This window comes from Gordonia insulae (assembly GCF_003855095.1).
GTDB lineage: Bacteria > Actinomycetota > Actinomycetes > Mycobacteriales > Mycobacteriaceae > Gordonia > Gordonia insulae.
In genome coordinates this window covers 779,374-805,434 of sequence record NZ_CP033972.1, presented here as the reverse complement: position 1 = coordinate 805,434, position 26,061 = coordinate 779,374, and the positions used below count along the sequence as shown (strand labels likewise).

The 26,061-nt window shown below is 68.8% G+C and carries 24 protein-coding genes; 12 read left to right on the top strand and 12 right to left on the bottom strand.

Annotated elements, in window-relative coordinates; translation table 11 throughout:
- Positions 1 to 2 precede the first annotated feature (2 nt).
- Both D7316_RS03795 and dut read right to left on the bottom strand, forming a co-directional pair.
- Positions 3 to 812 carry a DUF3710 domain-containing protein gene (locus tag D7316_RS03795; protein WP_124707110.1) on the bottom strand — a complete coding sequence of 270 codons (810 nt, stop codon included), beginning with the start codon at positions 810 to 812 and terminating at the stop codon, positions 3 to 5.
- A gap of 47 nt (positions 813 to 859) precedes the next feature.
- Entirely contained in the window at positions 860 to 1,390 is a 531-nt protein-coding gene (gene dut, locus D7316_RS03790) for a dUTP diphosphatase (protein ID WP_232016749.1), read from the bottom strand.
- 22 nt (positions 1,391 to 1,412) lie between these two features.
- Between dut and D7316_RS03785 the strand changes: the two genes are divergently transcribed.
- The gene (locus D7316_RS03785; protein ID WP_408609965.1) at positions 1,413 to 1,997 is read left to right on the top strand and encodes a DUF3093 domain-containing protein; all 585 of its coding nucleotides are present in this window, start codon (positions 1,413 to 1,415) and stop codon (positions 1,995 to 1,997) included.
- 125 nt (positions 1,998 to 2,122) lie between these two features.
- Here the strand turns inward: D7316_RS03785 and D7316_RS03780 are convergent, their stop codons facing one another.
- Entirely contained in the window at positions 2,123 to 2,422 is a 300-nt protein-coding gene (locus D7316_RS03780; RefSeq protein WP_124707107.1) for a DUF4193 domain-containing protein, read from the bottom strand.
- 406 nt (positions 2,423 to 2,828) lie between these two features.
- Here D7316_RS03780 and cei point away from each other — a divergent pair, with 406 nt between their 5' ends.
- Positions 2,829 to 3,536 carry an envelope integrity protein Cei gene (gene cei / locus D7316_RS03775; protein ID WP_124707106.1) on the top strand — a complete coding sequence of 236 codons (708 nt, stop codon included), beginning with the start codon at positions 2,829 to 2,831 and terminating at the stop codon, positions 3,534 to 3,536.
- 17 nt (positions 3,537 to 3,553) lie between these two features.
- Here the strand turns inward: cei and D7316_RS03770 are convergent, their stop codons facing one another.
- On the bottom strand, positions 3,554 to 4,456 hold the full coding sequence (locus D7316_RS03770; protein WP_124707105.1) for an inositol monophosphatase family protein: 903 nt from the start codon (positions 4,454 to 4,456) through the stop codon (positions 3,554 to 3,556).
- Positions 4,457 to 4,637: 181 nt separating this feature from the next.
- Here D7316_RS03770 and ppgK point away from each other — a divergent pair, with 181 nt between their 5' ends.
- Together ppgK and D7316_RS03760 are read left to right on the top strand one after the other, a co-directional pair.
- Positions 4,638 to 5,432 (top strand): polyphosphate--glucose phosphotransferase, encoded by a 795-nt coding sequence (gene ppgK / locus D7316_RS03765; RefSeq protein WP_124707104.1) that lies wholly within the window; start codon positions 4,638 to 4,640, stop codon positions 5,430 to 5,432.
- A 201-nt stretch (positions 5,433 to 5,633) separates the two neighbouring features.
- A complete protein-coding gene (locus D7316_RS03760) occupies positions 5,634 to 7,070 on the top strand; it encodes an RNA polymerase sigma factor (RefSeq protein ID WP_124707103.1) in 1,437 nt (478 codons plus the stop codon).
- Between the two features lie 84 nt (positions 7,071 to 7,154).
- On the opposite strand, the gene D7316_RS03755 is transcribed toward D7316_RS03760, so the two are convergent.
- The gene (locus D7316_RS03755; RefSeq protein WP_124707102.1) at positions 7,155 to 7,529 is read right to left on the bottom strand and encodes a DUF952 domain-containing protein; all 375 of its coding nucleotides are present in this window, start codon (positions 7,527 to 7,529) and stop codon (positions 7,155 to 7,157) included.
- Between the two features lie 246 nt (positions 7,530 to 7,775).
- Between D7316_RS03755 and D7316_RS03750 the strand changes: the two genes are divergently transcribed.
- Together D7316_RS03750 and D7316_RS03745 are read left to right on the top strand one after the other, a co-directional pair.
- The gene (locus D7316_RS03750) at positions 7,776 to 8,750 is read left to right on the top strand and encodes a sulfite exporter TauE/SafE family protein (RefSeq protein WP_124707101.1); all 975 of its coding nucleotides are present in this window, start codon (positions 7,776 to 7,778) and stop codon (positions 8,748 to 8,750) included.
- A gap of 262 nt (positions 8,751 to 9,012) precedes the next feature.
- Complete coding sequence (locus D7316_RS03745) at positions 9,013 to 9,222, top strand: DUF7455 domain-containing protein (RefSeq protein WP_124707100.1); 210 nt, start codon at positions 9,013 to 9,015, stop codon at positions 9,220 to 9,222.
- A 123-nt stretch (positions 9,223 to 9,345) separates the two neighbouring features.
- On the opposite strand, the gene D7316_RS03740 is transcribed toward D7316_RS03745, so the two are convergent.
- A complete protein-coding gene (locus D7316_RS03740) occupies positions 9,346 to 11,127 on the bottom strand; it encodes a DEAD/DEAH box helicase (protein ID WP_232016748.1) in 1,782 nt (593 codons plus the stop codon).
- A 372-nt stretch (positions 11,128 to 11,499) separates the two neighbouring features.
- On the opposite strand from D7316_RS03740, the gene D7316_RS03735 reads away from it, so the two are divergent.
- Positions 11,500 to 12,735, top strand: coding sequence for a YihY/virulence factor BrkB family protein (locus D7316_RS03735; protein ID WP_124707099.1), 1,236 nt, complete (start codon positions 11,500 to 11,502; stop codon positions 12,733 to 12,735).
- Positions 12,736 to 12,744: 9 nt separating this feature from the next.
- On the opposite strand, the gene D7316_RS03730 is transcribed toward D7316_RS03735, so the two are convergent.
- The gene (locus D7316_RS03730; RefSeq protein ID WP_124707098.1) at positions 12,745 to 13,014 is read right to left on the bottom strand and encodes a DUF3039 domain-containing protein; all 270 of its coding nucleotides are present in this window, start codon (positions 13,012 to 13,014) and stop codon (positions 12,745 to 12,747) included.
- Between the two features lie 154 nt (positions 13,015 to 13,168).
- Here D7316_RS03730 and D7316_RS03725 point away from each other — a divergent pair, with 154 nt between their 5' ends.
- On the top strand, positions 13,169 to 13,594 hold the full coding sequence (locus D7316_RS03725; RefSeq protein ID WP_232016747.1) for a DUF3099 domain-containing protein: 426 nt from the start codon (positions 13,169 to 13,171) through the stop codon (positions 13,592 to 13,594).
- A 157-nt stretch (positions 13,595 to 13,751) separates the two neighbouring features.
- A complete protein-coding gene (locus D7316_RS03720) occupies positions 13,752 to 14,771 on the top strand; it encodes a sigma-70 family RNA polymerase sigma factor (protein ID WP_124707096.1) in 1,020 nt (339 codons plus the stop codon).
- 16 nt (positions 14,772 to 14,787) lie between these two features.
- On the opposite strand, the gene D7316_RS03715 is transcribed toward D7316_RS03720, so the two are convergent.
- Complete coding sequence (locus D7316_RS03715; RefSeq protein WP_124707095.1) at positions 14,788 to 17,673, bottom strand: bifunctional acetate--CoA ligase family protein/GNAT family N-acetyltransferase; 2,886 nt, start codon at positions 17,671 to 17,673, stop codon at positions 14,788 to 14,790.
- The gene (locus D7316_RS03710) at positions 17,666 to 18,931 is read right to left on the bottom strand and encodes an acetoin utilization protein AcuC (protein WP_232016746.1); all 1,266 of its coding nucleotides are present in this window, start codon (positions 18,929 to 18,931) and stop codon (positions 17,666 to 17,668) included. The genes D7316_RS03715 and D7316_RS03710 overlap by 8 nt, the downstream gene beginning before the upstream one ends.
- 157 nt (positions 18,932 to 19,088) lie before the next feature.
- On the opposite strand from D7316_RS03710, the gene D7316_RS03705 reads away from it, so the two are divergent.
- Entirely contained in the window at positions 19,089 to 19,772 is a 684-nt protein-coding gene (locus D7316_RS03705; protein ID WP_124707094.1) for a metal-dependent transcriptional regulator, read from the top strand.
- Between the two features lie 3 nt (positions 19,773 to 19,775).
- On the opposite strand, the gene D7316_RS03700 is transcribed toward D7316_RS03705, so the two are convergent.
- Together D7316_RS03700 and D7316_RS03695 are read right to left on the bottom strand one after the other, a co-directional pair.
- Positions 19,776 to 20,900, bottom strand: coding sequence for a DUF4192 domain-containing protein (locus tag D7316_RS03700; protein ID WP_124707093.1), 1,125 nt, complete (start codon positions 20,898 to 20,900; stop codon positions 19,776 to 19,778).
- 157 nt (positions 20,901 to 21,057) lie between these two features.
- Positions 21,058 to 21,714: a hypothetical protein gene (locus D7316_RS03695; protein ID WP_232016745.1), complete on the bottom strand. Its 657-nt coding sequence runs from the start codon at positions 21,712 to 21,714 to the stop codon at positions 21,058 to 21,060.
- Between the two features lie 241 nt (positions 21,715 to 21,955).
- On the opposite strand from D7316_RS03695, the gene D7316_RS03690 reads away from it, so the two are divergent.
- Both D7316_RS03690 and D7316_RS03685 read left to right on the top strand, forming a co-directional pair.
- Positions 21,956 to 22,939 (top strand): PAC2 family protein, encoded by a 984-nt coding sequence (locus tag D7316_RS03690; protein ID WP_124707092.1) that lies wholly within the window; start codon positions 21,956 to 21,958, stop codon positions 22,937 to 22,939.
- Entirely contained in the window at positions 22,936 to 25,038 is a 2,103-nt protein-coding gene (locus D7316_RS03685) for a DEAD/DEAH box helicase (RefSeq protein WP_124707091.1), read from the top strand. Before D7316_RS03690 ends, D7316_RS03685 begins: the two co-directional genes overlap by 4 nt.
- 36 nt (positions 25,039 to 25,074) lie before the next feature.
- Here D7316_RS03685 and D7316_RS03680 read toward each other — a convergent pair whose 3' ends face one another.
- Positions 25,075 to 26,010: a hydrogen peroxide-inducible genes activator gene (locus D7316_RS03680; RefSeq protein ID WP_124707090.1), complete on the bottom strand. Its 936-nt coding sequence runs from the start codon at positions 26,008 to 26,010 to the stop codon at positions 25,075 to 25,077.
- Between the last annotated feature and the right edge of the window lie 51 nt (positions 26,011 to 26,061).

Sequence of the window (26,061 nt, the reverse complement as noted above, 5' to 3'; positions counted from 1 at the left end):
GGTCAGCGCCGGTTCCGACGGAAACGCTGCATCGCGGAACCGGAGGACCGGGGCACGTCCTCGTCCCCGTTCTCATCGTCGGCGCCCGACTCGGGCTCCGCCGCTTCCTCGCCGACGATGCGAGCGGACGCGACCTGGTCGAGGGCGCCACCCGCCGGCGTGGGCTGATCGACCTCGCCGCCCGCGGGCGGTGCGGCCTCACCGGCGACGGTGTCCTGCTCGGCCAGCATCTGCTGCTGGGCGGCCGCCACCTGTTCGGCCAGGACCGGCGGCAGCACGACGGGTAGTGCGTCCCTCGGCGGGTGAGGTTCGTCACCCCGGCGGATCACCGACTCGGCGAGCACCGCACGGGCCAGCCGGCCCAACTCGTCGGCGACGTCGTCGGGGCCGCTCGCGATGCACCTCACCATCCACCGCGGCCCGTCGACCCCGATGAAGCGGTGCGCAGCGCCGGGCACCAGCGCGACGATCTCCCGGCCCCAGTGACCGTCCTCGATGGAGACCTGAGCCCCCTCGTCACGCAACGATCCGGCGAGTTCCGTCACCACCTCGCGCCACAGGCCCGGCGACTTGGGCGCGGCGAACGCACTCACGTTGATCCGTCCGTGCGGCGTCACCAGATAGACGGATTCGGGCTGGTGGTCGGCCGACATCTCCACGGTGACCTGGCCACCCTCGACAACGGGCACGAGCACCGAACCGAGGTCGAGATGCGAGTTCTCGAGGTCGGACGCGGGTGTCACCAGGGCCTCGATGTCATAGGGACCCTGCGCGGATCCGATCCGGGGTTCGCTCTGCTCGTCTCGTGCCATGTTCTCTACTTACTCCTGATTGTGCGCTCGCGGCGGGACCGACGCCGTCACGCGCCGGCGGGCCGATCGATGTCGGGGGCGGCCTCGGCCAGAATGGCGTGGCCGCCGCTCGAGCCGTAGCCACCGGCGCCGCGACTGGTGTCGTCGAGTTCCTCGACCTCCACGAATGCGGGCAGTTCGACACGCTGGATCAGCAGCTGTGCGATCCGGTCGCCCCGGGCGATGGTGATCGGTTCGTCGGCGTCGAGGTTGATCAGGCAGACCTTGATCTCGCCGCGATAGCCGGCATCGATCGTGCCGGGCGTGTTGACGATGGACAGTCCGGCGCGGGCGGCCAGCCCGGAGCGCGGGTGGATCAGCCCCACCGTGCCGACCGGCAGGGCGATCGCGATCCCGGTGCCGACCAGCTGACGACGGCCGGGCGGGAGTTCGAGGTCGATCGTGGAACACAGGTCGACGCCCGCGTCGCCGGGGTGGGCGCGGGTCGGCAGCGGGATGTCGGGATCGATTCGGCGTACCGCGACGGGCCCGATCTGGTCGGGTCCGTCAGTTGCCACGGTGGAGGGATTCGGCGCCACGAGGGCAGACTACGCTGGTCGCGTGACTCCCCCAGCATCACCCGAGAATCCGGCAGGTAGCCCATCCGGCGACGACGGTGGCGCATCCGCCTCGGATGCGGACCGCCCGCTGTCAGAAGACAACTCGGGTTCGGATCGTTATCACGAGCGCCTGCACGTCACGTGGTGGTGGTGGCTCGCCGCCGCCGTGGTGACCGGCGTGGTCGGCTACGAGATCCAGCTGTCGGCGCACGGCTCCGCATGGAGCGTCGTCGGCTACGTGGTGGTCGGCCTGCTGTGCGCGTGGATGCTGTGGTCGCTGGGGCGAGTCACGGTTCGGGTCACCGCGGATCGCCAGTTACAGGCGGGGAAGGCACGCCTGCCGCGAGCGGTGATCGCGCGCGGGGCGACCGTGCCCGCGACCGCGAAGAGCGCGGCCCTGGGCCGCCAGCTCGATCCGGCGGCGTTCCTGGTCCACCGCGCATGGGTGAAGACGATGGTGCTGCTGGTGCTCGACGACCCGGACGACCCGACGCCCTACTGGCTGGTGTCCACGCGAAATCCGTCCGCCGTGCTCGCCGCGCTCGATCTGCCCGACGCGGCCACCGAGGCGGGCATCGACGAATGAGCGTCTGGGGCGAATGAGCATCGAGGCGGGTCCGGCACTGCCGACCCGCCTCGTCTCACGCGGTCCCGATCGGGGTCCGTCGGCGTACCGCCGGCGACTACCCCGCCCGATGTGTCACAGCTGCGTCACGCGCAGTCCACGCAGATCATCGAGTTCCCGTTCTCACGGGCGAGTCGACTGCGGTGGTACACGAGAAAGCAGCTGGTACAGGTGAATTCGTCGGCCTGCTTGGGGATCACCCGAACCGACAACTCTTCACCGGACAGATCCGCACCCGGGAGTTCGAACGACTCCGCGGTATCGGTCTCGTCGACGTCGACCGCGGACGACTGGGCCTCGCTGCGGCGCGCTTTCAACTCCTCGAGGGAGTCCTCGCTGATGTCCTCGGTCTCTGTGCGTCGTGGCGCATCGTAATCAGTAGCCATTGTGTGCCTTACCTAGTGTGAGAGTGTGAGGGGCGCTCTCGCATGTCGGCTTGTGGCCGAACAAACGTAGGGTGCGCGAGCCCCGCCGGGATTGTCTTGCCGGCGGCGTCACTACAACGTCATGACCGGTGCAATTCGTTACCCAGGACCCTGCAGATCGTAGTGACTTTCATCACATCGGATCGGCATGCCCTCCGTGCGCTGAGGAGGGCGGGCGCCCGAAGCCTAGTGCACCCGTGCCGCTGGGTCAACGATCTCCTCGCGGAGATCATTCCCGTGCGTGTCGGGTTCCAAACCATGCGGCCGGCATCACACGTGTGGCCCGGCGACGGCCTGCCTGCGCCCTGCGCCGCCGACGACCCTCTACAGTGGGCGGCACACCTGCACGAGAAGGAGCCAGAACACGGTGGTGGCGCAGATTACCGCGGGGTCCTCGGTCGATCACAAAGGCCGTCCGTTCCGACGACGCCGCCTGCTCCCGGCGGTCATCATGGGGGTGATCTTGCTGGTCGCCGGGTTGATCACCTGGGCGATCGCGCTGAGCGACACCGGAGCCGCGGCCATCCCCACCGCGTGCAACCAGCCATCGCCGGCGTCCGCCGACGCCTCTGCCGCGGCTCCCGCGACACCCACCTCCGCCGCGCCGCTGCCCAAGCTGACCGCTGCCGACCGCGACGAGATGCTCGCGGTGGCCCCGGCCGCTCTGTCGACCTTCGGTGTGCGCGTCCTCAACGCGTCATCGCAGCGCGGCGCCGCACGTTCGGTGTCCGACGACCTGACCGCGCAGGGTTTCAACCCCGTGCCGGACACGCCCTATGCCGACGACACCCTCTACGCCAATCAGGACCTGGCCTGCTACGCCCAGATCCGCTACGGCCCGGCAGGCAAGGCCAGCGCGGCGGCCGTGTGGCTGGCGCTGCCGTGCGCACAACTCGTCGACGACGGCCGACAGGGCACGTCGGTGGACGTCGCCCTCGGCGAGTACTACGAGGGTCGCGAACAGTCGCAGGATGCACAGGCCGCTCTCGAGGCCCTACGTTCGGCGGATCCGAAGAACCCGCAGACCGGCGCAGATCCCGTACTGGTGAAGGCCGTGCACTCGACCACCTGCTGATCCCCCGACGCGGGCGCTCAGTGCGACGGCATCGGTGCACGCGCGCCGAGATCGTCGAGCAGGGTCACGAAGCTCTCGGCGATACCCGGTGCGACCGCGATGGTCACGTCCCCGTCGGAGGACCGTGACTCCGGCGGCGGGGTGTGCACGACCGCACCCGCCTCCGCCGCGATCAACGCGCCCGCCGCCCAGTCCCACGGACTCAGACCGTGCTCGAAGTGTGCGTCGACGGCCCCGCTCGCCACCATGCAGAGATCGAGGGCGGCGGCGCCGACGCGACGCAGGTCACGCACCTGCGGCAGCATGTCCGCGACGATCGCGCCCTGCGTGACCCGACGTCGTGCGTCGTAGGAGAAACCGGTGGCCACCAGCGCGAGGTCGAGTCGCCGGATCGGATTGCAGGACAGCTCGATTGGGCCCTCACCCGCATCCACGCGGGCACCACCACCGACAGCCGCCGAGTAGGTGACGCCGCGTGCGACATCCACCACCGCGCCGGCCACCGACCGGCCGTCGATCTGGGCGGCCACGGAGACCGCGTACGCGGGGATGCCGTACATGAAGTTGACCGTGCCGTCGATGGGGTCGACGACCCAGCGGACGCCGGACGGCACGTCCACCGATCCACCTGACTCCTCGCCGAGGATCTCGTCGCCGGGACGTCGCGCATGCAGCTCGGCGCGGATCAGGTTCTCGGTCTCGGTATCGGCGAGGGTCACCGGATCCGTCGGCGTCGACTTGGTGCTGACTGCGGCCGCGGCGGCCGCGTCGGCGCGCACCGCCCCGTCGACGGCATGCGGGTCGTGTCCCGGTCGTGGACCGAACAGCTCCGGTCGCCGCCGCCGCACGAACTCGGCAGCGATCTGGGCCACGTCGATCGCGACGCGTTCGAGTTGGTCCGGGCCGGCTTCATCGGTCACTCCCCTATGGCAACACACCGGGTACTCCGGCGCGCGCACGGGATCACCGCCGGCGATCAGGGAGTCGGGGCGACGACGCGAAACGGTGACGACTTTGCGTCGACCCCGAGCATGGTACCGGTGACCTGGATAGCCTTAGACCACAGCAGTTCCCGAGGGGTGTACCAGAGAGGACGCGAACATGACCGAGGCCGAGACCACGAGTACCGCCGCGACGACGGGGGCGACAAATCTCGGCTTCGGCGTCGACGTCGGCGGATCCGGCATCAAGGGCGGGATCGTCGACCTCGACACGGGCCTGCTCGTCGGTGACCGATTCAAGGTGCTCACCCCCCAGCCGGCAACGCCCGAGTCGGTCGCCGGCGGGGTCGCCGAGGTGGTCGACCACTTCGGTTGGAGCGGGCCGGTGGGCATCACGTTGCCCGGGGTGGTCACCGACGGGATCATGCGCACCGCGGCGAACATCGACAAGAGCTGGATCGGCACCGATGTGTACGAACTCTTCAGCTCCCATCTCGGCGGTCGTCCGGTATCCGTGCTCAACGACGCCGACGCCGCCGGGATGGCCGAGGACCGCTACGGCGGTGGCGCGGGCGTGGACGGCGTCGTCATGCTGCTGACCCTGGGCACCGGCATCGGCACCGCGATCCTCATCAACGGCACGCTGGTGCCCAACACCGAGCTCGGCCACATGGTCATCCACGGCAAGGAGGCCGAGCACCAGGCGTCGTCGAAGGTCAAGGAGGACAAGGGCTGGAGCTACGAGAAGTGGGCGGGCAAGCTGTCGCGCGTCCTGGAGACCTACGAGGCATTGTTCTGGCCGAAGCTCTTCATCGTCGGCGGCGGCATCAGCCGCAAGGCCGACAAGTGGATTCCGCTGCTGACCAACTCGACGCCCGTCGTCGCCGCCACCCTGCAGAACACGGCGGGTATCGTGGGCGCCGCGATGGCCGTGGACGCCGGCCTGCGTACGTGATGTCGACCGATGTGCGTCCACTGCTGCACGCAGGTTTGTGCACCGGCGACAGTCCACTGACCTGGGCTTTGTCACATCACGCGATGCGATGTCGTTACAATGGTCATCACCGGTGATCACGCACCGAGAAATCAAGCCCTGATCCGCGTCGGCGTATGCCGCCGTGAGAGATTCACGAGAGTCAGTCCCGAAAGGTTGTACGTGGCAGCCACCCAGACCCGACAGGCCGACGTCGACGAGTCGACAGACGCGACGATCGCCACGGAAGACGCCCCGGCGAAGCGACCGGCAAAGAAGGCCGCCAAGAAAGCGACCGCCCGCAAAGCTCCAGCGAAGAAGGCAGCCAAGAAGGCCGCCCCGGGCAAGCGTGCGGCGAAGAAGGCCGGCAAGCCGTCCGACGCGGACGACGTCGACGCCACCGAGGAGAGCGACGACGCCGGTTCGATCGACGACATCGACGCCCCCGACGCCGAGCTCGACGAGGACGTCGAGATCGACGACGATCTGACCGTCGACGAAGAGGACGAGGAAGCCGACGACGATTCCGATGACGACGAGGCCGACGCCACCCCCGCCGTCACCACCCCGGTCGTGAAGACGACGACGGAGAAGGCGAAGGAAGTCGTCGTCGAGAAGGAGAAGACCGCCGGAGACTTCGTCTGGGACGAAGACGAGTCGGAGGCCCTCCGTCAGGCACGCAAGGATGCCGAGCTCACCGCCTCCGCCGACTCGGTCCGCGCGTATCTCAAGCAGATCGGCAAGGTCGCCCTCCTCAACGCCGAGGAGGAGGTCGAGCTGGCGAAGCGGATCGAGGCCGGACTCTTCGCCACCGAGCGGCTGCGACGCATCGTCGATTCCGGAGACAAGATCAGCACCGCGTCCAAGCGCGATCTGAACTGGATCTCGCGTGACGGCAACCGCGCCAAGAATCATCTTCTCGAGGCGAACCTCCGTCTGGTGGTGTCGCTGGCCAAGCGCTACACCGGCCGTGGCATGGCGTTCCTGGACCTCATCCAGGAGGGCAACCTCGGTCTGATCCGCGCGGTCGAGAAGTTCGACTACACCAAGGGTTACAAGTTCTCGACGTATGCCACCTGGTGGATTCGTCAGGCGATCACCCGCGCGATGGCCGACCAGGCCCGCACCATCCGTATCCCGGTGCACATGGTCGAGGTCATCAACAAGCTCGGTCGTATCCAGCGTGAGCTGCTCCAGGACCTCGGCCGCGAGCCGACGCCGGAGGAACTCGCCAAGGAGATGGACATCACGCCGGAGAAGGTGCTGGAGATCCAGCAGTACGCGCGTGAGCCGATCTCGCTGGACCAGACCATCGGCGACGAGGGCGACAGCCAGCTCGGCGACTTCATCGAGGATTCCGAGGCCGTGGTCGCCGTCGACGCGGTGAGCTTCACCCTCCTGCAGGATCAGCTGCAGTCGGTGCTGGAGACGCTGTCCGAGCGCGAGGCCGGCGTCGTCCGCCTGCGCTTCGGTCTCACCGACGGCCAGCCACGCACTCTCGACGAGATCGGCCAGGTCTACGGGGTCACCCGTGAGCGCATCCGTCAGATCGAGTCGAAGACGATGTCGAAGCTCCGGCACCCGTCGCGGTCGCAGGTCCTGCGCGACTACCTGGACTGATGACGTCGCTTCGACCGTGACGAGTCATCGAATCGGGGATCACCGCATCGCGGTGGTCCCCGATTCGCGTCTGCCCGGTCGTCCTCAGAGCTGCGGTGGACCGAAGACACCGCTCGGGTCGGGCCGATAGGGCCGCGTCGCGACGACCGCATCGACGGGCAGCAGTCCGTACAGATGCGGAAAGCGCATCCCGTCGGGATCGCTCGGAACGCCCGACTCCCAGACGACCGGCGCCGACAGCCGGCCCGGATCGATGACGAGCAGCAGCAGGTCCGCCCGCCCCGCGTAGAGCCGGTTGGCCGGCAGGTGCACCTGTTCCGGAGCCGACAGGTGGATGAAGCCGACCGTCGCGAACGATTCCGGTTCACGGTGTCCGACGGTCAGTGCATGCGCCCACTCGTCGTCGGTGCAGAGGTGGACGAGCACCGAGGCGGCGGGCTGGTCGTCGGGTGCGGTCATGCCGTCAGCAATGCCGCAGGTCCAGGGTTTTGTCAAGAGTTGTGCCCCCACAGATTTCGACTCCGGTTCGAATGCCCGATTTCCGGCGTTCTCCACCTACGATTCTCCGCATGCTGGTGACCCGACCGACCGTCGACCTCCTCCGGGTGGCGTCGATGCTGTGTCGTCCGCGCCGCGGCCCGATCGTCTGATCTCCCGCGGCGCTTCTCGCCACCGCCACCCTGACCGGAAAGTCACCCTGCACTCATGAGAACCATCGTCCTGATCGCCCTCGTCGGCTTCGCCGCCCAACTCGTGGACGGCAGCCTGGGCATGGCCTACGGCGTCACCACCACCACCCTGCTGCTCGCGATCGGCACCAATCCGGCGGCCGCCTCGGCGACCGTCCACCTCGCCGAGATCGGTACCACGCTGGTGTCCGGCGTCTCGCACTGGAAGTTCGGCAACGTCGACTGGAAGGTCGTCCGCCGGATCGCTCTGCCGGGCGCGATCGGCGCCTTCCTCGGCGCGACCATCCTGTCCAATCTGTCGACCGAGGCCGCAGCACCGGTGATGGCCATCATCCTGCTGCTGCTCGGCCTGTACATCCTGGTCCGGTTCACCTTCCAGGGCATCCCCAAGCACAACCTCGGCAAGCCACTGCGCAAGCGCTTCCTCGGTCCACTCGGCTTTGTCGCCGGGTTCGTCGACGCCACCGGCGGCGGCGGATGGGGGCCGGTCGGTACGCCGGCGATCCTGGCCAGCGGTCGCCTGGAGCCGCGCAAGGTCATCGGATCGATTGACACCAGCGAGTTCATCATCGCGGTGGCGGCGAGCCTCGGCTTCCTGTTCAGCCTGGGGTCCCAGGGCATCAACTTCGCCTGGGTCGGCGCGATCCTGGTCGGTGGCGTGATCGCGGCCCCGATCGCCGCGTGGCTGGTCCGTCACATCCCTCCGCGTCTGCTCGGCGCCTCGGTCGGCGGTCTGATCGTCCTGACCAACGTCCGCAGCCTGTTCCGCAGCGACCTCATCGACGTCCCACCGGTCGCCCAGACCGTCGTCTACACGCTCATCGTCGCCGCCTGGGTCGCCGCGTTCGTCTACTCGCTGCGCCAGTACCTGGCCGACCGCGAGCACGAGTCGTCCGACGCGGTGTCCCGCCTGCGCGAGCAGCAGGAAGTCGACGCTGCCGAGGCCCGGACCGTCAAGGCCGACGACGGCGACGCCGTCGCCGCGGGCTGATCCGCGGCCGCAGCCACACTCCCGGCGTCGTCGACGATCGGCCCGCCCACCGGTGCCGGAACGTAACGCCCGATTGAGGTCGTGTTGCCCCTGTTGCCCACCGTGTTACGGGTGAGTGACGACACACCCGGGAGGCCCATGGAACAATACGAAACCCCCAAACGTCTGAAAGGGTGAGGGTGACGCATCAGACCGATGTGTCGGCTCACGAAGGGAAAGGCGACCGGCAAGGAACGGAACGCCGGACCGGGACGGAGGAATCATGTCAGACACCGCCACCACACCCCCGATCTACATGCCGCTGACCGCTGCCGACCGCTGCGACCGCTGCGGCGCGGCCGCGAAGGTACGGGCCGTGCTGCCCGCGGGCGGAGAACTTCTCTTCTGCCGTCATCACTTCAACGAACACGAGGCGAAGCTCGTCGAGCTCTCCGCCACCGTCGTGGAGGAGTCCGCAGGCGAATTGGTCTGATCGGAACGAGTAGACGACCCGGCCGGGTACACCGGCCGGGTCGTCTCATATCCGGGTCGTCTCATATCCGGGTTGTCTTGTATCGGGGTCGCGCGCCCGGTGCCTGTTGCTGTGTCGTGTGCCTCAGCGCCACTCGCGGAGTGCGGAGATCCGCTCGCGGAGCTGATCAGCGGTGGCCATCGCTGTCGGCGGGCCCCCGAGGCGCGTCCGCAGCTCGTTGTGCACCATGCCGTGCGGCTTGCCGGTGCGGTGATGGTGCATCGCGACCAGCGTGTTGAGCTCCTTGCGGAGGGCATGCAGATTCTCGCCTGCCGGGCGCACCGTCGACGTCTCGGTCGCGACCGCACCCGTTGCCGCTGTCCGCTGGGTAACTTGCTCGGCCTGCCGTTTGCGGAGCAGTTCACGGACCTGATCGGCGTCGAGGAGTCCGGGCAGCCCGAGATAGTCGGACTCCTCGTCGGTGCCGGCGAAGGTCGCGGTGCCGAATGACGCGCCGTCGAAGATCACCTGATCCAGCTCGGCGTCGGCATGCAGCGACTGGAACGCCTTCTCGTCCTCGCCGGGTTCGTCCTTCTGCTTGTTCGCGTCGATGAGCAGCGCGTCGTCGAGTCCGTCGCTCTCGCGGTGCGGTTTGCCCAGCACATGGTCGCGCTCGGCCTCCATCTGACTCGCGAGGTCCAACAGCACCGGTACGGACGGCAGGAAGACGCTGGCGGTCTCCCCCGGCCGCCGGGAGCGCACGAACCGGCCGATGGCCTGGGCGAAGAACAGCGGGGTCGACGAGCTGGTCGCGTATACGCCCACCGCCAGTCGCGGCACGTCGACGCCTTCGGACACCATGCGGACCGCGACCATCCACTCGTCGTCGGATGCCGCGAATTCCGCGATCCGCGACGACGACTTCGGATCGTCGGAGAGCACCAGGGTCGGTTTCCTGCCGCTGATCGCGGTGAGCAGTTCGGCATAGTCACGCGCCACCGTCTGATCGGTGGCGATGACGAGCCCACCGGCGTCCGGGACGCCCGAGGCCCGCAGCTGCCGCAGCCGCGTGTGCGCCGCCTCCAGCACCGAGGGAATCCAGTCGCCGTGCGGGTCCAGGGCGGTCCGCCACGCGCGTGCGGTGTGTTCGGCCGACAGCGGCTCGCCCAGGCGTGCGGTGAACTCCTCACCGGCACTGGTGCGCCAGCTGGCCTGGCCGCTGTAGGCCAGGAAGACCACCGGTCGGACCACGCCGTCCTTGAGCGCGTCGGCGTACCCGTAGCTGTGGTCGGCCTTCGACCGCAGGACCCCGGCCGCCTCGGGTTCGTAGGTGACGAAGGGGATCGGCGAGTCGTCGGACCGGAACGGCGTTCCCGTCAGGGCCAGACGCCGGGTCGCGTCGGAGAACGCCTCCCGGATGGACTCTCCCCACGACTTGGCATCGCCACCGTGGTGGATCTCGTCGAGGATGACCAGCGTGCGGCGGTTCTCCGTCCGTACGCGGTGCCGCGTCGGATGGGCGGCGACCTGGGCGTAGGTGAGCGCGACGCCGTGGTAGTCCGAGCTCGTCTGTCCGGTGGCGTTGCGGAACCGTGAGTCCAGTGCGATTCCGACCCGGGCGGCCGCCTCGGCCCACTGGTGCTTGAGATGTTCGGTGGGGGTGACGACGGCGATCTGCTCGACGGTCCGGTCGTCGAGGAGTTCACGCGCGACCCGCAGCCCGAAGGTGGTCTTGCCGGCGCCGGGGGTCGCCACCGCGAGGAAGTCGACGGGGCGGCGGGTCAGGTACTTGGTCAGTGCACGTCGCTGCCACGCGCGCAGCGGCGGACCGGCCGGGATGGCCCGTTCGTCGCCTGTCGGGTCTTCGGCTGCTGAGGTCACTCCGGCACTGCTCCTGACACCTGTATTCCGATCCGGACCGGACATCTCATTCCGGGTTGGGAACTGGCATGAAACATCCCCTCGCGCATGTGATCCAGCGACCCGAGGGGACCTGCGCCATCGTACCGGGGAGCGCCCGCGACGGCTCGGGCGACGCGCAGTCGTGGCGCGTCGCGCCCGGGCCTCCGGCGTGTCCGATCCCTCACGGCGACGCACCATGGACGGACCGGTCACCCGATTCTTCCGGTGATCAGGGATGCTGGACCCATACGCAGTCGAAACCGTAACCCCGTACCGATCACCGAGGACCGCACGTCGTCGGCCGGTGTCGCGCATCCGGGGACCGGGCATCGGCGTCCGCCGCACGACGATGACGGGCTGCCGCCGGGCACCGGGGCGAGCGAAGCGACGGCGAACATGACCGCACCGACCCGCCCGATCATCGACACCACGCAGCCGACCGCACCGCTCGCGGCCCGACCGCCCCGTCAGAACGTCCCGGCCGGCCCCCGGCGCACCCGCCAACCCTCGCCCGCACCCGACCGCGGCGCACGATCCGAGTCCGACCGCACCGAGGACCACGACAAGTCCCGCGACCCGGGCCACGACAACCCGATCGTCGATGCCCACGAGCCCGGGCCGCCGGTGCTGCCCAATCTGCATCGCCTGGTGTGGCGCACGATCGTGAAGGCCTGGGACGACGGCATCGTCGGCTGGGCCGCCCAGGCGGCGTTCTGGCAGGCCCTGTCGCTGCCTCCGCTGATCCTCGGGTTGCTCGGCAGCGTCGGCTACGTGTCCGGATGGTTCGGCCCGGACACCGTCGACGTCATCTACGAGCGCATCATCTCGTTCTCCAACCGGACCTTCTCGGACAATGTGGTCGGCGACCTCATCAAACCGACCGTCGACAACGTGCTCGGCCGGGGCCGGGTCGGCGTGATCTCGGTGGGCTTCATCATCTCGCTGTGGGCCGGGTCGTCGGCCGTGTCGTGTTTCGTCGCCTCGATCGTCCGCGCGCACGACCAACACGAGGTCCGGAACCCGGTGTGGCAGCGCTTCTTCGCGCTGTTCCTCTACATCGGATTCCTGATCGTCTCGGTGTTCCTGCTGCCGCTGGTGGCGCTCGGACCCAACTACCTGCACGAGATCGTGCCCGACTCGTGGGACCCCATCGTCACCAACTTGATCGACTACGGCTACTTCCCGTTCGTCGCCGCCCTCATGCTGATCGTGCTGACCACCCTCTACCACCTGGCGCTGCCCAATCCGCTGCCGTGGCATCGCCTCGTCGGCGGCGCGATCGTGGCCGGCGTGTTCTTCTGGGTGGCAAGCTACATCCTGCGCATCTACCTGACCGCGATCACCCGGGCCGGCTACACCTACGGCGCGCTGGCCACTCCGATCGCGTTCCTGCTGTTCACGTTCTTCCTGGGCTTCGCCATCGTCGCCGGCGCGGAATTCAATGCCGCCGTCCAATCGATGTGGCCGGCCAAGCCGACGGCACACGTGCGCGACTGGGTGTCGTCGCAGACCTCGGACATCACCGGGCAGCTGAAGACGCTGCCCGACCGACTGGCCTCCGGCCCGATCAAGCGCAGCGGCCGGCCCCCGTCGGCATCCGACCGCCCACCGGCCGAACCACCGACGAGTTGACCGGGAGCGTCATTCCTTGCGCATCCGCGCGTAGATCTTCTTGCACTTCGGGCAGACCGGCGATCCCGGCTTGGCCGAACGGGTGACCGGGAAGGTCTCTCCGCACAGCGCGACGACATGGCTGCCCATCACGGCGCTCTCCGCGATCTTGTCCTTCTTCACGTAGTGGAAGAACTTGGGGCGGTCGTCATCACCCCGGTCGGTGGCGTCGGCGTCCGGCCGTTCGTCGACGTCAGTCCGTTCGTCGAGGTCCGGCCGCTCGATTGTCTCGGTTCCCATGCCTCCATTGTGCGTCACCACGGTGCCCGTTGACCAAGCCGGAACGCCGACCGCACCGAATACCTGGTGCACTCGTTTCCGTGGGCTCGCCGGCGGTGCGCGACGACGGGACCCACGGGTGCATCCTGGACGACGAAGTGGGATGGTGGAGAGTATGGGCAGAGATGGATCGACGGGGCACGGAACCGACCCCGACGCATTCCTGATCACCGGGGCCCAGCAGTCCCTCGACGATCAGCACCGGGCCCGCGTGCGCAAGTACCTAACGTTGATGGCCTTCCGTGTGCCGGCGCTCGTCATCGCCGGAATCGTCTACAGCGCCACCGGATCCGGCCTGCTCGCACTCGCGATCGTGGCCATCTCGATCCCGATCCCCTGGGTCGCGGTGCTGATCGCCAACGATCGTCCGCCGCGCAAGCGCGGCGAGGTCCCGCAATACAAGTACGGCGCCGATCATTCGGTCGTCGGACCGCCACCGCTGAGCAGTGCTCGACCGAGCGTCGAACACCGGATCGTCGACTCCACGGTCGACTCACCCACCGATCCCCCGCGCACCGACCGCGAACCCGGTTCCCGCTGAATCACACTCTCAGCAACTTCTCATCTACGTCGGCGTACTCGACGCCGAAATGACCAGGTCAGACCGTTCCTCGGCCATCGCGGCACCACCGGCTCCGGGAACTTTCGCCCACCTGTTCGCGTTGAACCCCATGAATGCACTCAAGTCAGGAGGCCGAATGTCACGCTCGACAGTTTCACGCCCGACCACGACTACTGGATACGCCGACGATCCCGCATCCGCCAGGATCCGCCCCCCGATGACGGAGCAGGATCTCGACGCCCAGTCCCCGGCCGCCGACCTCGTCCGTGTCTATCTCAACGGCATCGGCCGCACCGCCCTGCTCAACGCCGAGCAGGAGGTCGAGCTCGCCAAGCAGATCGAGGCCGGCCTCTACGCGAAGCACCTCCTGGCGACCAAGAAGCGCCTCTCGCCGACGCGGAAGCGTGACCTCGCGGTCATCGTGCGTGAGGGCGAGTACGCCCGTTCGCATCTGCTCGAGGCGAACCTCCGGCTCGTCGTGTCGCTGGCCAAGCGCTACACGGGCCGCGGTATGCCGCTGCTCGATCTCATCCAGGAGGGCAACCTCGGCCTGATCCGTGCGATGGAGAAGTTCGACTACGCCAAGGGCTTCAAGTTCTCCACGTATGCGACCTGGTGGATTCGGCAGGCGATCACCCGCGGCATGGCCGATCAGAGCCGCACGATCCGCCTCCCCGTCCATCTGGTGGAGCAGGTCAACAAACTGGCGCGCATCAAGCGCGAACTGCATCAGCAGCTCGGGCGTGAGGCCACCGACGACGAACTGGCCAACGAATCGGGTATCCCGGCGGAGAAGATCGCCGACCTGCTCGACCACAGCCGCGACCCGGTGAGCCTCGACATGCCGGTCGGCAGCGACGAGGAGGCCCCGCTCGGCGACTTCATCGAGGACGCCGAGGCGACCTCGGCCGAGAACGCGGTGATCGCCGGACTGCTGCACTCCGACATCCGTTCGGTGCTCGCCACTCTCGATGAGCGGGAGCAGCAGGTCATCCGGATGCGCTACGGCCTCGACGACGGGCAGCCGCGGACACTCGACCAGATCGGCCGCATGTTCGGTCTGTCGCGGGAACGTGTCCGCCAGATCGAGCGCGAGGTCATGGGCAAGCTGCGCCAGGGTGAGCGCGCCGAGCGGCTACGCGCATACGCCAGCTGATCATCGGGGTCGCGCCCTAACCCAACCGTCTCGGTCCGGTGTCCGCACGTGTGGGCACCGGGCCGACGCGTATCAGGGCATTGAGCACGGCCGCGCCGTCCGGTGACGCCAGGATGGGGTCGCAGAGCACCTCACGCACCTCCGGGATGTCGTCGACCAGCGTGGAGATGCGCAGCAGCAGGTCGGCGAGCGCGTCGCGGTCCACCGGCGGCTCGCCGGCGTAACCGCCGAGCAACGGGGACGACCGCGGTTCGTCGATCAACTCGGCGGCGTCCAGCGGCGAGATCGGGATGGCCCGATAACCGTGGTCTCCGAGCAGGTCGAAGGTCCGCCCGGACAACCCGAACGAGATCAGTGAACCGAACGAGCGGTCGTCGCGCACCCGGATCATCGTCCCGATCCCCTTCGGCGCCATCTTCTGCACGTGCAGCATCTTGTCCCCGGTGAGTTCGCTGAGCTCGGCGAACGCGGTGATCACGGCGGTCGCGTCGGGTAGGTCCAGTCGGGCGCCCTCACGGTCGAGCCGTCCTCGCCAGGTCTGCGACGTCGCCTTCACCGCCACCGGGAAGCCCATCGCCCGGGCTGCGGCAGACGCCTCGTGCATGGTGCTGACCTCGCGGAACGGGACGACAGAGATCCCGTACCAGGCCAGCAACGTCGCCGACTCGACATGACCCAGCGTTCGCTCGCCGGTCGAGTCCGCTCCGTCGTCCGGTCCGTCCATCGACTCGCGCACGAACATCCGCGCCGCCTCGGGATCGGTGTCGTCGGGCCGGTGGACCTCCGACTCGGGCCGTTGCCGCCACCGGGCGTACTGCCAAGACCTGGCGAGGGCGTTCGCAGCCCGCTCGGGGCTGGCGTAGGACGGGATGGAACCGACGTCGGGCAATCCGTTCGCCCCGGGCTTCATCAGTCCGGGCGGGATGCCCTCCACGGCCAGGAAGGTCGTCACGATCGGCTTGGGACCGTCGGCGGACGGCGTGTTCGCGGCGGCCATCAGCGCGCGGGCGTGCCAGTCGGCGTCCACCGCGACGGGCGGGACGAAGACCACGATCACGGCGTCGACCGCCGGGTCCGACATCGCGTCGGACACCGCGGACTCGAACTCGTCCTCCGTCGCGCCGGCCCCGAGGTCGATGGCGTCGGTGACTTCGAGCCCACCGCCGCGCGCGATATCCGCGGCCAGACTCCCGAGCACCGACGAATTGCCGATGATCCTGGTGCGGGGACCGCGCGGGAGCGGCTGGTAGGCGAAGACCGTCGCGCAGTCGAAGAGCTCGGAGATGGTGTTGACCTGGATCACGCCGGCCTGCTCGAGCACCATCTGCGCGATCTGATCGTCGAGGCTGGCCGCCGACGACCGCGCGGCACGGGCCGCGGTCATCGCCCCCTTGCCCGACTTGACCGCGACGATCGGCTTCGAGCGCGACACCCGTCGGGCGATCCGGGAGAACTTGCGCGGGTTGCCGAAGCTCTCGAGATAGAGCAGGACCACGTCGGTCGTCGTGTCCGAATCCCAGTACTGCAGGAGGTCGTTGCCCGACACATCGGCGCGGTTGCCCGCGGAGACGAACGTCGACAACCCGATCTGCCGACGCGCCGCGGTGTCCAGGATCGCGATACCGAGCGCACCCGACTGACAGAAGAACCCGACACGCCCGGCCGCCGGGATGCGCGGCGCCAGGGTGGCGTTGAGCGCGATCGTCGGGTCGTTGTTGGCCACCCCGAGGGCGTTCGGTCCGACCAGCCGCATGCCGTGTTCCCGCACCTGTTCGACGAGCCGGTGTTCGCTCTCGAGTCCTGCCTCACCGGCCTCGCCGAACCCGGAGGACACCACGACCAGCGTGCGGACCCCCTTCACCAGACAGTCGTCGAGGACGTCGTCGACGACGCCCGCAGGCACGGCGACGACCGCGAGATCCACCGGATCGGGGACGTCACGCACCGTGCGGTAGGCGCGGATGCCCCGCACCGACGGCGGCCGCGGATGACCACGACGCTGAGCAGGCGTGCTGCGCGTTGGCCCCGGGCCGTGCGATCCGGGCGCCTCGTCCTGCCCGTCCTCGCCGTCGCCGTTGCCCGGCCCGTTCACCGGGAACACAGGGCCGGTGAAGCCGCCGGCGATGATGTTGGCCAGCAACGCATTGCCGACCTTCTTGGGATCGGTGGACGCACCGATCACCGCGACCGACGCCGGCCGGAGCAGGTTGGCCACACTCCGCGCCTCGGAGGCGCGCTCCCGGGCGTTGCGCACCGAGAGCATCGCCTCGGTCGGGTCGATGAGGAACTCCACGTGCACGGTGCTGCCGTCGAAGCTGCGCGACAACTGGTACCCGGCGTCGCGGAACACCGCCACCATGTTCGGGTTCTCGCTCAGCACCTCGGCCTCGAAACGGGTGAACCCGTTCTCCGCGGCCGCCCCTGCGAGATGTTCGAGCAGGATCGGTCCGAGCCCGCGCCCCTGGTGGTCGTCCGCCACCACGAACGCCACCTCCGCCGATTCCGGCTTGCCGTCGAACTCGAGACCCTCGTACAACCCGATCGCGATGATGTCTCCGCCGAGCACGGCCACGATCGCGACCCGCTTCTGATAGTCGACGGTGGTCATCCGCGCCACCTCGCGCGGCGGCAGCGTCGGCGTCGGGCCGAAATACCGCATGTACCGGGTCCGTTCGGACAGGCCACCGTGGAACCGGACCACGCGGTCGGCATCGTCGGGCACGATCGGCCGCAGGTGCACCACGCCGCCGTCGGACGCGAGGACGTCGGCGATCCAGTGCCGCGGGTACGCCCACGGGTCACGGGGTTGCGGTTGGTCGGCCGCCTCGCCGCTCGCCGCTTCCGGCGGGTTCGCTTGTGCCGCAGCAGCGGTGGATGCCTCGGTCTGGTCCTGATCAGTCACGCGGGTCCTCCGGGTCGAGGCCGTGCAGGGGATAGACGGCACGACGGGTGGCCAGGATGGCGCGATCGGTCTGACGTTGTGCGGACTCACTGATGCCCTCCGGCGGCTCCTGGCCGGTGTCGCCGTCCCAGGGCACGAACGCAACGTCTCCCCCGTCACCCATCACGCCGACCGGCGCCTGCGCGTAGTCGGAGTGCACCTGTTCGGCGATCTCCTCCGCGGTGGCACACCAGGATTCGTTGATCGTGGTGTCGACGTCGACGTCGCGGTCGAGGACCACGCCGAGCAGGTGGGCCCAACTGCGCGGCACCACGTTGACCACGCCGTATCCGCCGCCACCGACCGCGATCCACCGTCCGTCGCAGTACTTCTCGGCGAATCCGCGCATCGCCTGCATCGCGGCGCGCTGTCCGTCGACGGTGAGTGCGAGGTCGGTGAGCGGGTCGGCGCGATGACTGTCCACGCCGCACTGGCTGATCAGGATCTGCGGCCGGAACTGTTCGAGGACCGACGGCACCACCGCGTGGAATGCCCGCAGCCACAACCGATCCGTGACGTCGGGCATGAGTGCCACATTGACCGCGCTGCCCTGCGCGGCGTCGTCGCCCACCTCCGTCGGCCAACCGGTCCCCGGCCACAGGGTGGCCGGATGCTGGTGCAGGGACACGGTCAGCACCCGCGGGTCCGCGGCGAACTCGACCTGCACCCCGTCCCCGTGGTGGGCGTCGATGTCGATGTAGGCGACCCGGTCGAACCCGTTGTCGAGCAACCATCGGATCGCGATCGCGCAGTCGTTGTAGATGCAGAATCCGGCGGCTCTCGCCCGCATCGCGTGATGCATGCCGCCACTGATGTTCACGGCCCGTCGGACCGACCCCGAGCCGACCGCCTGCGCCGCCGCGAGGGTGCCGCCGACCAACAGCCGGGCGGCCTCGTGCATGCCGTCGAACACCGGGTTGTCGGCGTCGCCGAGCCCGAAGAGTCGCTCGAGCAACGGACCGGACAGGGATGCGGTGCCCGAGCCGACGGCGCGCACCGCGTCGATGTAGTCGGTGGAATGCACCACGGTCAGCGCCGAGTCGTCGATGTCGAGGGGCGCGCGACTGTCCACTCCGTCGAGGAGGCCGAGGCTCTGCGCGAGCGTCATGGTCAGGGCCAGCCGCACCGGATTCATCGGGTGGGTGTGAGCCCATTTGTAGGACAAGAAGTCCTCGCTCCAGATGACTGCCGCCGCCTCGTCGCTCGTCGTCCGCGTCACGACCTCAGGCTAGTGCCTGGCGCGGGGAGCCGACGAACTTCGCCGACACGCGGCAACCGACCCGGCCACCGGCCTCGCGCGACCCTCGCGACACGCGGGACGGCCGCCGTACTCCCCGGTCAGGGTAACCTTGGTGCAGACGAAGGGACTGCGCACAGTGAACGATCTGGTTGACACCACAGAGATGTACTTGCGGACGATCTACGACCTCGAGGAAGAAGGAATCGTCCCCCTCCGCGCACGTATCGCCGAACGGCTGGAGCAGAGCGGCCCGACGGTGTCGCAGACAGTGGCACGCATGGAGCGCGACGGACTGCTCCAGGTCGCCGGTGACCGACACCTCGAGCTGACCGAGAAGGGTCGCGACCTGGCGATTGCGGTCATGCGCAAGCACCGCCTCGCTGAGCGCCTCCTGGTCGACGTCATCGGTATGCCGTGGGACGAGGTCCACGAGGAGGCCTGCCGCTGGGAGCACGTGATGAGCGAGAACGTCGAGCGCCGCCTGCTCACCGTCCTCGACAACCCCACCACCTCGCCGTACGGCAACCCGATCCCCGGGCTCGACCTGCTCGGCGTCGAACACGCCGCGCCGGCGGACACCGCCACCCGGCTGTCCGATCTCCCGCAGGGCGCACCGGTGGCCGTCATCGTCCGCCGACTCTCCGAGCACGCGCAGTCCGATCAGGCCCTGATCGGCGATCTGCGCGAAGCCGGCGTGGTGCCCAACGCCCGGGTGACCGTCACCATCACGCCGGACAAGGCCGTGGTGAGCTCGGCCGGCCACGAAGGCCTCGAACTCTCGGAGGAGATGGCGCACTCGTTGTTCGTCGAAAAAGTCTGACCCTCAACCCACTTCGCGTTCGATCGTCGGCGCCGGCAGAGGGACACCGAGTTCCTGCGCGACGTCGTAGCAGTCGTCGATCATCCCCTTGAGCGAGTCGGGTGGCAGCCCTGCGCGCAGCGCGCTGTCGAGCAGCCTCGCCAAGGACCACACCGGGTCCGCGGTCAGTGCGCAGTCGAGCGCGACCCCGGCGTAGCCGCCTTCGGAGTTGATGTAGTGCAGGTGCGCGAGCAGCGTGGCCGCACTCGCCTTCGGCGTGCCGGTCAGTCGCCGTGCCAGGTCCCGCCACAGTGTCTCGGCCGCGTGCCGGTGATCGGTGACCGCGAATGCCAGGAGGGCATCCCGGACACGGAGACGTGTGAGGGCGACGCCGAGCATCGTCACCGTCGCACAGTCGAGCACCGGCGGCTCGGCGCGGCCGCCGGGTGCGGCGATCGCGACGACTTGCCCCACGACGGCCCGTAACAGAGCACCGTCCCCGGTTGCGGCGAGGTCCGCCCGGTCCGACGGATCGCGGTGCGGTCCCGCGCAATGCGGGAGGGACTTGAGCATCTCCTCCATGTCGGCACGTCTCGCCAGCACCCGCCGCCCGCTGTGCACCGCGCGATGGACCGCGGTCGGGCTGGTGTGCGGGTCGCCGAGCCGGCCGCGGGTCGGCGCCGTACCGGCGATCGGAGTGAGCGAGGAATGGTCGAACGATGCCCCGATCCGCGACGGCCGCGGACCCCACACGGTCTGCCAGCGGGCGCCGTCGACGAACTCGGGCACCACGAACCCCGCTGCGATCCCGCCCAGATCGACGAACCGGCGGTCCGCGAGCGCGCACACCCGCCGATACCGGTCGTCCCCCGACGGGTACCGGTTGTCGGCGATCACCAGGACGACCGCACGCACATCGTTGCGTGCGCACACCTCGGCGAGCTCGGTCAGGACCGTCCTCAGCGTGGGCACCAGTTCGCCTGCGTCGTCGAGGACCAGGTCATGGCGCATCGCGGTGCGCACGGTTCGCGTGTCGTCGCCGAACGCGATCAGGATGAGCGACCGGTCCGGGATGAAGCCGAGCAGCCCGGGTACGGCGGTGAGCAGGGAGGCTGGTGCGAGCGGGCGGCCGCTGTGCGAGGAAGGCATGCGCCAATCCTGAGGACCACCGGCACCATGCTCCCCGACGTCGCGGACCGGGACGTCGGGTTGTCCACGTTCTCGCCGGCGTCCACAGATCACGCTGGTGCGATGTGCCGGCGCATTCCACCGGCACGGCCGGCCCGCCCCGATGGGCCCGCCGGGGTCAGCCGAATGCCGCGTCGACCGCCCGGCTGAACAGGGCATCGAGTCGGGCACCCGCCTGCGCCGACATGGGCGCCGCACCCTGGTGACGGTATTCGACGATCACCCGCACGCCGTCACGCTGCGCGAGCAGCGTCGTCGTCGAGGTCGTGATGGCCGAGGATCCGGTTCCCCCGGTGGTGAGCTGTCGGCGCTCGGCCCCCGTCGCCACCCCGGATCGCCGCGGTGCCGGGAGCACCTCGGTGATCACCGCCGACATCGCGGTGGGCGAGCTTCCCGACGCCGTCCGGGGACATCGACGTGCCAGTGCGGTCACCTCGTCGAGCGGGACGTCGGCGTGCACGATCGCTTCGGTGAAGGTCGCGGTCGACGCCGCCGGATCGGGTCCGACGAGCACAGCGGCACCGTCTGCGCTGACCGCGGCGGGCGTGCACTGTGCCGGGATCACCGAACCGTGCAGGGGACGGCCGGTCAGATCGGCGAGCGCCCCGGGTACCGCCGGCGGCGGCACCCGCGATGCCGAACCGCCGGGGAAGTCGGTCGACGGCACCGCACGCGGCGACAGGTCGACCGCGCCCGCGCTCGCCTGACCGTCCACGGTGCATCCCGCGATGACGAGGCACGCCGCGGCCAGCACGATCCGGCCGATGCGGCCCACGTCTCGTACCCGGCTGCGTTGAGAACATGTCACAGGGCACTACTGTGCCATCGCCGGGCGCGACGTCGGCGCACCGACACCCCGGCCCCCCGACGTCACCCCGAAGTTCGTCGCCGCTGCGGGAATCGTCGACAACGCGGGCTTGTTGCACCGGGCAGACCCCGCATTCAACTGCGAAATTGGCCCCGATGGCCACCGATGCGGGAGAATCGACAGACACCCACTTGAGGAGGGAAGACCCATGGACGAGCGGTCCCCCGAGCACAGCGCGCTGTACTCGCTGGAGTTCCCCGCGCCCCAGGTCTCGAACGACGAGGGCAGCGGCCCGGTGCTCCTCCACGCCCTGAACGGCTTCGCCGACGCCGGGCACGCCGTCGCACTGGCTGCGCAGCACCTCCGCGATGCACTGGACTCCGAGTTGGTGGCGACGTTCTCCGCCGACGAGCTGATCGACTACCGGTCCCGCCGGCCGACGATCAGCTTCAGCGGCGACAAGTTCACCGAGATCGAGATGCCGACTCTCACCATGCACGCCATCCGGGACACCGCCGGGCGTCCGTTCCTGCTTCTCGCGGGGTCGGAGCCGGACCTGCGATGGGAGCAGTTCGTCGATGCCGTCCGCCGGCTCGCCGAGCAGTTCGGCGTCACCGACGTCATCGGCCTGAACGCGATCCCGATGGCGGTGCCGCACACCCGGCCACCGTCGATCACCGCCCACGGCAGCGACCCCGACCGCCTGGGCGACCTGCCGCGGTGGGGTTCGGCGATGAAGCTCCCGGCGAGTGCCTCGATGCTCCTCGAGCTGCGGATGAGCGAGCACAACTATCGTGCGGCAGGCCTGTCCGTTCATGTGCCGCACTATCTTTCGCAGACCGACTATCCGGCGGCCTCGGCTCGTCTGCTGGACGCCGTCGGCGATCTGACCGGTCTCGCACTGCCCATCGCCGCGCTCGACAATGCGGCCGAGAAGGTCCGCGGCCAGATCGACAACGAGGTGTCGGGCAACGCCGAGATCGAGTCGGTGGTGGCGGCCCTGGAAACCCAGTACGACACGTTCACCCAGGCGCAGGCCGAACGGGCGTCACTGCTCGCCGCCGAAGAGGATCTGCCCAGCGGTGACGAACTCGGCGCCGAGCTCGAGCGGTTCCTGGCCGAACAGCTCCGTGGCGATGACGGCAGCGGGAACGACGGCGGCGATGCAGGCGGTCGGCCATCGCCGATCTGACCGAGACGGCGAACCATCTGGTCCCCGTCGCCGACGAGGACACCGCATTCGAGAACTTCACCGACTGGTGGAACGACCGCGGCATCGACCTCTACCCACACCAGGAGGAGTCGCTGCTGGAACTGGTCGCCGGCAGCAACGTCATCCTGGCGACCCCGACGGGATCGGGTAAATCCCTCGTCGCAGCCGGTGCGATCCACTTCGCCCGCTGCCGCGGCGAGCGGGCCTACTACACCGCGCCCATCAAGGCCCTGGTCAGCGAGAAGTTCTTCGAACTCTGCGCGATGTTCGGCGCCGAATCAGTCGGGTTGCTGACCGGCGATGCGTCGGTGAACGCGGATGCGCCGATCATCTGCGCCACCGCCGAGATCGTCGCCAACCTCGCGCTGCGGGACGGGGCACGCAGCGACATCGGCACACTCGTCGCCGACGAGTTCCACTACTACGGCGAGGCCGATCGCGGCTGGGCCTGGCAGGTCCCGCTCATCGAGTTGCCGCGCACACAGTTCCTGTTGATGTCGGCGACGCTCGGCGACGTGTCCTTCTTCGTCGACGACCTACGGCAGCGGACCGGGCGCCCGACCTCGGCGATCACCGGCACCGAGCGGCCCGTGCCACTCGAACACACCTACGCGATGACACCGATCCACGAGACCATCGAGGATCTGATCTCCCGCGGACGCGCACCGATCTACGTCGTCCATTTCACCCAGGCATCCGCCGTCGAGCGGGCCCAGGCGTTGCTGTCCGCAAAGATCGCCGACAAGGCGGAGAAGGCGGCGATCGTCGAGGCGATCGGCGACTTCCGCTTCCACACCGGTTTCGGCGCGACCCTCTCGAAACTCTTGCGATCCGGGATCGGCGTGCATCACGCCGGCATGCTTCCGCGCTACCGCCGGCTCGTCGAACGTCTTGCGCAGCAAGGTCTCCTGAAGGTCGTCGCGGGTACCGACACCCTGGGCGTCGGCATCAACGTGCCCATCCGCACCGTCCTGTTCGCCGGTCTGAGCAAGTACGACGGCACCCGCGTACGCCGACTCCGGGCACGCGAGTTCCACCAGATCGCGGGTCGGGCGGGACGTGCCGGCTTCGACACCGTGGGCTACGTGGTCGCGCAGGCCCCCGACCATGACGTCGACAACGCGCGTGCGGTCGCCAAGGCCGGCGACGATCCGAAGAAGCTCCGCAAACTGGTGCGCAAGAAGCCACCCGAGGGCTTCGTGTCCTGGGGCGAGAAGACGTTCGTCCAGCTCATCGATGCCCCCGACGAGCCACTGCGGTCCCACTTCCGGATGACGACCGCCATCCTCATGGAGGTGTTGTCGCGGCCCGGGGACTGCTTCGCGGCGCTGCGACATCTGTTGGAGGGCAGTCACGAACCGCGCAACCGCCAGTTGCGCCACATCCGGCACACCATCGAGCTCTTCCGGGGACTGCGTGAGTCGGGCATCGTGGTGCAGCTCGATTCTCCCGACATCGACGGCAAGAACGTCGCGCTGTCGGTGGACATGCCGGAGAACTTCGCGCTGACAAACCCGCTGTCGTCGTTCGCGCTGGCCGCTTTCGAGATCCTCGACCCCGACTCGTCTACGTACGCGCTCGACGTCGTCTCCGTGCTCGAATCGACGCTCGAGGATCCCCGCCCGCTGCTGTTCGCGCAGCGCAAGGCGGCGCGTGATGTGGCGATCGCCGAGATGAAGGCCGACGGCGTCGAGTACGAGGAGCGCATGACCCGGTTGGAGGAGATCACCTGGCCACGTCCCCTCGCCGAGGAGATCGACTATGCCTACGGCGTATACCGCCAGGGTCACCCCTGGGTGTCGCCCTATCCGCCGTCACCCAAATCGGTGCTGCGTGAGATGCTCGAGCGCTCCATGACCTTCACCGAGCTGATCTCGGCGTACGGCCTCGCACGGAGCGAGGGCGTGGTACTTCGCTACTTGTCGGACTGTTATCGGGTTCTGCGACAGGGCCTTCCGACCGCGGTCAGCACACCGGCCGTGACCGAGATCACCGAACACGTCGGCGAGATGGTGCGGGGCATCGACTCCAGCCTCGTGGACGAATGGGAACAACTGAGCCGACCGATCGCACCATAGTCGTCCGGCCCGGTCACTTCTGGTCAAGTCGAACGATCACCGCACCCGATGGACGTCGTCGCCGGCCTCCACCAGGTCCGCGATGACGCCGGCCAAGGTGCGGTAGGCGTCGGCTCGCCCGGCCGACTCACGGAACACCAGGCCCACCCGACGCCCGGGCCGCGGCCGGGTGAACGTGGCGGTGGCGAGATGGCCGCTCCCGGTCTCCACCCCGACCGCGGTCTGCGGGATCAGCGTCACGCCCAGGCCACCCTCCACGCATTGGACGGCGGTGGCGAGCGATGCGGCGCGCGTCTGTCCGACGTCGGCGCGCACACCGGCGAGGCGACAGACCTCCAGGGCCTGATCCCGCAGACAGTGCCCCTCGTCGAGCAGCAGCAGCGGCAGGTCCGCGAGCGCGGCGGGATCGACCCGACGCCGCCCCGCGAGCGGATGGTCGGCGGGTAGCGCGAGCACGAAATCCTCTGTGTACATGGGCACCTCGGCCAGCCCCCGCTCATTGGTGGGCAATGCCACGATCGCGACGTCGAGTGAGCCCTCTCTCAGCTGGCGGAGCAACCGGGCGGTCTGATCCTCCACCACCTGTAACCGCAGCGAGGGCAGGCGCTCGCCCACCCCACGCAGCACTCGCGGCAGGATGTACGGCGCCACAGTGGGAATCAGCCCCAGACGCAGCACGCCCGCCAGTGGATCCCCGTTGCCCATCGCCTGCGCGACGAGATCGTCGATCGCGTCGACGGCCGCGATCGCGCCGGGCAGCAGCCGCTCCCCCTCCGCCGTCAGGAAGACGCGCCGCGTCGTCCGCTCCACCAACTGCACTCCGAGACCCGATTCGAGACCGGCCAGCGCTTGCGACAGGGTGGGCTGACTGATCCCCAGATCGTCTGCCGCAGAACCGAAGTGACGACGTCGAGCGATCGCGACAAAAGCCCGGAGGCCGGTCACCGACGGCTGATGACTTCTATTGGACATACCTATCAATATAGTGCCTATCATCACGTTTCGCTTTCGCCCAGATTCCGG

Bases quoted from the DNA above. Each gene is read 5' to 3' on its own strand.
- D7316_RS03795 (WP_124707110.1), bottom strand. From the start codon at position 812: ATGGCACGAGACGAGCAGAGCGAACCCCGGATCGGATCCGCGCAGGGT.
- D7316_RS03780 (WP_124707107.1), bottom strand. From the start codon at position 2,422: ATGGCTACTGATTACGATGCGCCACGACGCACAGAGACCGAGGACATC.
- ppgK (WP_124707104.1), top strand. From the start codon at position 4,638: ATGACCGAGGCCGAGACCACGAGTACCGCCGCGACGACGGGGGCGACA.
- D7316_RS03755 (WP_124707102.1), bottom strand. From the start codon at position 7,529: ATGACCGCACCCGACGACCAGCCCGCCGCCTCGGTGCTCGTCCACCTC.
- D7316_RS03750 (WP_124707101.1), top strand. From the start codon at position 7,776: ATGAGAACCATCGTCCTGATCGCCCTCGTCGGCTTCGCCGCCCAACTC.
- D7316_RS03745 (WP_124707100.1), top strand. From the start codon at position 9,013: ATGTCAGACACCGCCACCACACCCCCGATCTACATGCCGCTGACCGCT.
- D7316_RS03740 (WP_232016748.1), bottom strand. From the start codon at position 11,127: ATGTCCGGTCCGGATCGGAATACAGGTGTCAGGAGCAGTGCCGGAGTG.
- D7316_RS03735 (WP_124707099.1), top strand. From the start codon at position 11,500: ATGACCGCACCGACCCGCCCGATCATCGACACCACGCAGCCGACCGCA.
- D7316_RS03730 (WP_124707098.1), bottom strand. From the start codon at position 13,014: ATGGGAACCGAGACAATCGAGCGGCCGGACCTCGACGAACGGACTGAC.
- D7316_RS03725 (WP_232016747.1), top strand. From the start codon at position 13,169: ATGGGCAGAGATGGATCGACGGGGCACGGAACCGACCCCGACGCATTC.
- D7316_RS03720 (WP_124707096.1), top strand. From the start codon at position 13,752: ATGTCACGCTCGACAGTTTCACGCCCGACCACGACTACTGGATACGCC.
- D7316_RS03700 (WP_124707093.1), bottom strand. From the start codon at position 20,900: ATGCCTTCCTCGCACAGCGGCCGCCCGCTCGCACCAGCCTCCCTGCTC.
- D7316_RS03690 (WP_124707092.1), top strand. From the start codon at position 21,956: ATGGACGAGCGGTCCCCCGAGCACAGCGCGCTGTACTCGCTGGAGTTC.
- D7316_RS03680 (WP_124707090.1), bottom strand. From the start codon at position 26,010: ATGTCCAATAGAAGTCATCAGCCGTCGGTGACCGGCCTCCGGGCTTTT.